The following is a 4908-nucleotide window of genomic DNA, read 5'->3' on the forward strand; positions in this document are numbered from 1 at the left end:
CGGCTGGCCGCCCTGCCGAGGGCCGAGCCCAGGGCTGACCTCAAGCCGGACCTCAAGCCGGCCCGGCCCGCCCCCGCGGTCCAGGCGGCCCCTCCGGGCGCGCCGCCGGACGGCCTGCTCACCCCCGGCGAGATCCGCCGCATGCGGCTCTCGCTGCGGCTCACCCGCGAGCAGGAGCCCTACTGGCCGCCCCTCGAACAGGCGCTCCTGGAGATCAGCGCCCAGCAGAGCGCGATGGTCCGGGCCGGGCAGGATCCGAAGGAGGCGCTCGGCATCGGGGCCGGGATGCGCATCTACGGGGTGGCCCGCCCGTTCCTCGACCAGCTGCGCGAGGATCAGAAGGCCCAGGTCCGCGCCCGCGCCCGCGCCATGGGGTTCGGCTCGATCGCCTCGCAGATCTGAGCGCGCCTGCGGGCGGAAGGCCTATTGGAGGTAGAGCGCCCCGGTCCGGCGCCACTGCTCCAGGGGCTGGCGCAGCTTCGGGCCGCCGCGCCCGTCGAGGGGGCCGCTGTAGTAGCCGGCCCGCTGCAGTTTGCCCTGAAGCGCCCGCAGGGTGTCCTGGGACCAGGTGCTGGCGCGCCGCACCACCTGCTCGATCACCTCGCCGGTATCCGAGGCGGCGCCGCGCAGCAGCATCTCGGCCGCGTCCGCCGGGTTCTTCGAGACGGTCCGGCCCTCGTCGAGCAGGATGGCGGCCGACAGGAAGCCGCGGGGATCGCCGAGCTCGGTCGCCCGCACGAAGTAGTGCAGCGCGCCCCCGCCCTTGTGCACGCCGCGCTCGGCCAGCACGCCGAGATTGTAGGTCGCGATCGCCGAGCCCGCGGCCGAGGCCTGTTTCAGGAGCGCGATGGCCCGGTTCGGGTCCCGCGCGGTCGTGGTCCCCTCCATCAGGACGACCGCGAGGTTGATCGCCCCGTCCAGGCTGCCGCGCTCGGCGGCGCGGGCGTAGAGGTCATGGGCCGCCTTCGGGTCGCGGCGCACGCCGTCGCCGGTCTCCAAGAGGAGGCCGAGGCTCACCATGGCGCGCAGGTCGCCCCGCTCCGCCGCCAGCCGGTACAGCGTCACCGCCTCGTCGGTCTGTTTCGTCGCGGCGAGCGCGCGGGCGAGCAGGGCCGCGTAGTGCGGCATCTCGGGATTGGCCGCCCAGGCCGCCCGGCAGGCCGCGATGGCCGCCGCGCCGTTCTCGGCCAGGACCGCGAGCGGCACGCCCGGCATGTTCGCCGTGGCGTCGCGCGGATGCGTCGCGCTGCGGTCGCAGATGACCTCGGGCTTCAGGTCCGCGTCCTCGGCGCTCGGCAGGCTCTGGAGCAGCTCGCGGGCCGCCGAGACGTGCCGCCCGTCGGGCCGGCGGTCGATGTAGAACTCGACGAGGGCCCGGATCCGCGAGCGCTGCGCGAGGTCCCAGAGGCGGTCGTCCGAGATGGTGTCGACGTCCGAGGTGCTGCGTGCCACGCTGGCGCTCGCCGCCGCCGGATCGGCGGAGGCCACCTTCAGGATGCGCTGCGCCTCCGCCGCGTGGGCACCCTCGGGGTAGCGGCCGACATAGACGCGCAGCAGGCTCTGGTCGCGGCTCGTCGCGGCGAGCTGCCAGAGCTGCGTCTCCGGCGAGACGGGCGCCGGCTGGCCGGGCGCGAAGTAGAACTGCGTCGTCAGCGACGAGTTCTCCCAGGGCACCTGATAGCCGCCCGTGGCCGCGATGACGTCCTTGCGGACCTCGATCATCATCGTGTTGATGTCCTGCCCGCGGGCCGGCAGATGGCTGAGGAAGGCCTGCGCGAAGGGGCTGTTGCGGCCGCCGCCGTCGAAGGCGACGTTGTCCGGCTGCGTGGCATAGGCGAACAGGAAGCCCGCCGCGCTGCCCAGCCGCGCGAGCCCGTCCTGGATCGCCTTGCCCCCGACCTCGCCCGGTTGGCCGCGCAGCGGGTTGTTGCGGCAGGCATCGAGGAAGATCAGGCGGCTGCTGCGGCCGTTCTCCAGGCCGGTGGTGAGCTGCTGCAGGTCGACCGTCTGCCCGCTCACCTCCTCCGCCTTGGTGATCGCCGCATCGACCGGGACGAGGTAGTTCTTCTGATCGACCTGGAAGCCGTGGCCGGCATAGTAGAAGATCGCCGCGTCCGCGCTCTTCGCCTCCGCCTGGAAGCGCTTGATCAGGTCGAGCATCTCGGCGCGCGTCAGGTCGTTGCCCTTCAGCACCTTGAAGCCCATGACCTTCAGCGCGGTCGCAATATCGGCGGCGTCGTTGGTCGGGTTCTTGAGCGGCTTGAACGCCTTGTAGTCGGCATTGCCGATCACCAGGGCGACCCGCGTCTCGGCGGCGCCCGCCCCGGCCACGGGGACGAGCGCGAGGATCCCGGCGACGATCAGGCCGCGCGCCGCCCGGGCCAGACCCGGACGGCGCCGGGCGGGATCAGAGGCCGACCGCACGCGAGAGGCGGTTGTCGACCGTACGGAGGGCGGAGGCGATCGCATTGCCTTGCCTGACCTGAAGACGTGCCACCGCCGGTTCATCCGCCCGCAGGAGCGAGATGGCCTTCCGCACGGCCACCACGGCCACGCGCACGGCCGCCCGGGCCTCCGCCACCGTCGTCGCCGTGCGCACCTGGCGCGCCGCCTGGCGGATCACCGCCGGGAGGCTGCGGAAGGCGGGCGGCAACTGCTGGACCTGGATCTCCAGCGTGTCGGCGAAGCCGTCGAGCGCGTTGCTGTAGCAGGTCGTGGTTCCGCGCAGACCGGCGTTGTTCGTTCTATCGCAGGCAGCCAGCTTCCCTTCAAGAGAGTTCGCGGCGCGCTGGACTGCGGCAAGTGTGTTTTGAGCCCCCGTGCGCGTGGAACTGCCGCCGGCATCCTGGCTGCCCTGCGCCGGCCCGATCGTAGGACCGCCGCCGCCGATCGTCAGCAGGTCGACCGCGTCGGGCAGCGCCAGCGCCGCCGTCGTGAAGTTCGGCAGGAAGGTGGTGACGTTGGGCGTGACCGTCGCGTTGGCGATCTGGCTCGCCGTCACAGCCGGATCCTGCTGCGTCTGCTGGCCCGGCGTCACGGTGAGCGTGCTCCCGGTCCCGGCGACGCGGTAGGTCACGCCGCCGATGCTGACGAAGGTCCCCGCGATCGGGCTGATCGGGTAGTCGCCGGCGGGGCTCGTCGGCGTGGCCGTGGTGGTGAGCAGGCTCGCCGCGCTGGGCTGTGTGGTTGAGGTGTCGAAGGCGTTGGTGCCCGGGCCGCCGAAGACCGTGCCGGTCAGCGGCGGGTTGGCCGCGCCGAAGGCGCGCGTCTGCGGATCGGCGGTCACCGCGATGACGCGCGCGGTGCTGTAGAGTTCGGGGTAGAAGCCCGCGCTCGGCGGCGCCCAGGTGGTCTGGAAGTTCCAGCCCTGGGCGGAGGCCGTCTGAACGAAGGCGGCCGGGTCCTGGAACTGGGCCGTGGTCAGCCCGGTCGCCCCGGCGAGGGTCGGCGTGTTGCCGGAGGCGCCCGATTGTCCGGTCGTGGTCGTGTCCCAGAACGAGGCCGTGACCCCCGTGCCGTTCGAGAAGCCGAACAGGCCGCCCGTATTGCTGACGGCCGCGGGGACCAGGATTCCGCTCGCGGTGACGGCTTGGCCACCCGTGACGGCGCCGACGCCGTAGGACTGGGTGACCGTGCCGGTCTGGTAGCCGATCAGGCTGCCGGTATAGGCGTTGCTCGACACGCCGCCCGTCACCGCCCCCGTCGCGTAGGCGCGGGCGACGGGACTGGTGCTGTAGCCGACGAGGCCGCCCGTATAGCTGTTGCTCGTCGGCCCGTTCCCGCCGCGGACCTGACCGGTGGCGTAGACCTGGTCGAGGTCGCCGCTGCCCCCGTAGCCGATCAGGCCGCCGGTGAAGCTGCCGACGCCGACCGTGCCGGCCTCTCCGGTCGCCGACGTGTTGCCGCCGGTCACGGCGCCGGTGGCGTAGGATTGCGTCACGGCCCCGCCATTGGTGCCGATCAGGCCGCCGACATCGTTGAAGCCCGCCGCGCCGTTGGCGCTGACGGCGCCGGTCGCGAAGGATTGCGAGACGGTGCCGTTGTTCTCTCCGATCAGGCCGCCGGTGGAGCTCGATCCGGTGCTGCCCCCGCCCGTGACCGCCACGTTCGCGACGGAGCGCGTCACCGGGCCGGAGCTGCTGCCGGCCAGGCCGCCGGTCGCGGTGAAGGACGCGGTGTTGGCGGTCGCATTGGCGACCGCTCCACTGACGTTTACCCCGAACAGGGTCGCGTTGCTGGCAAGACCCACCAAGCCGCCGACATAGCTGGCGCCGGTGCCGCCATAGGTGCTGCGGATATTGACGTTCGTGAGGTTCAGGTTCGCAATCGAGCCCCCGTTCACCGTCCCGAACAGGCCCACATACTGGTTCGGAGAGGTGATCGAGAGCCCGTTGATCGTGTGACCGAGGCCGTTGAACGCGCCGGTGAAGGGGATGTCCGCCCCGGCCTGAGTCGTGTTGAGCGGCCGCGTGAACGGGATGCCGGTGACATCGACGTTGGTGGCGAGGGCGTAGCGCCCGGCCGCCCCGGCCTGGGTGCTGAGGGCGCCGAGGAGCTCCGTCTGGCTGCCCAGGATCGTGTAGGGCAGGGTGTTGATCACCAGGGAGCGGGCGGTCGGCGGAACGGTTCCGGTGAACGAGGCGCTCGCGGTCGGAGCGAAGGTCAGCGTGCCGCCCGTGCCGCCCTGGTTGGTGTTGAGGACGAGGTCGCCGCTGCCGCTCACCGTCAGGTTCGCGTTCACCGCGATCGAGCGGTAGGCGCTCAACGTCAGCGTGGTGCGGGCCCCGCCGGCCCCGGTGCCCCAGGTCACTGTCGGCGCCCTGGTCTGAGGCGAAGGCGCTCCAGCGGACTCTGCCGGATGGGATGCTGAGCGTCGTCGCGCGCGGCGCTCGCCATGATGGTGACTAA

General features: G+C 72.3%; 2 protein-coding genes and 1 pseudogene. 1 reads left to right on the top strand and 2 read right to left on the bottom strand.

From position 1 onward, the window contains the following. A pseudogene (locus tag MET9862_RS29735) lies at positions 1–402 on the top strand (hypothetical protein); the annotation flags it as partial. A gap of 21 nt (positions 403–423) precedes the next feature. Here the strand turns inward: MET9862_RS29735 and MET9862_RS28365 are convergent. Next, positions 424–2424, bottom strand: coding sequence for a caspase family protein (locus tag MET9862_RS28365; protein ID WP_185157043.1), 2001 nt, complete (start codon positions 2422–2424; stop codon positions 424–426). After that, positions 2408–4810 carry a beta strand repeat-containing protein gene (locus MET9862_RS28370; protein ID WP_142586231.1) on the bottom strand — a complete coding sequence of 801 codons (2403 nt, stop codon included), beginning with the start codon at positions 4808–4810 and terminating at the stop codon, positions 2408–2410. Before MET9862_RS28370 ends, MET9862_RS28365 begins: the two co-directional genes overlap by 17 nt. Between the last annotated feature and the right edge of the window lie 98 nt (positions 4811–4908).

It is taken from the genome of Methylobacterium symbioticum, from assembly GCF_902141845.1.
GTDB lineage: Bacteria > Pseudomonadota > Alphaproteobacteria > Rhizobiales > Beijerinckiaceae > Methylobacterium > Methylobacterium symbioticum.